A 273-nucleotide genomic window follows, 5' to 3' on the forward strand; every position below is an offset into this window, starting at 1 on the left:
GTTTGATACGGTTATGACTTTTGAAAAGACTTATATTTTTTCGCAGTATAATAACAAAGATAATTTTGGGAGAGTACAGTTTGCTAATATCGGAGCTGGCTTTAATCCGTTATCTTATGAAGTGAACGCTGAACAAAATTTGGCTTTATTACCAGAGAATAAATCGTATGGAATTATAGGCATCAATGATGTTCAGTATTACGATGTAAAAACACCAACGGCTACATTTGTCTACCATAATGCAATGAAGAATGGAGCAGCGCTGAAATCAAC

General features: G+C 34.4%; 1 protein-coding gene. It reads left to right on the plus strand.

The features are described 5' to 3' along the window. A partial coding sequence (locus tag SCA31_RS23445; RefSeq protein ID WP_410699420.1) for a putative porin occupies positions 1-273 on the plus strand: 273 nt, incomplete at both ends.

The sequence above is a fragment of the Chryseobacterium sp. SIMBA_028 genome, assembly GCF_046535285.1.
Lineage (GTDB): Bacteria > Bacteroidota > Bacteroidia > Flavobacteriales > Weeksellaceae > Chryseobacterium.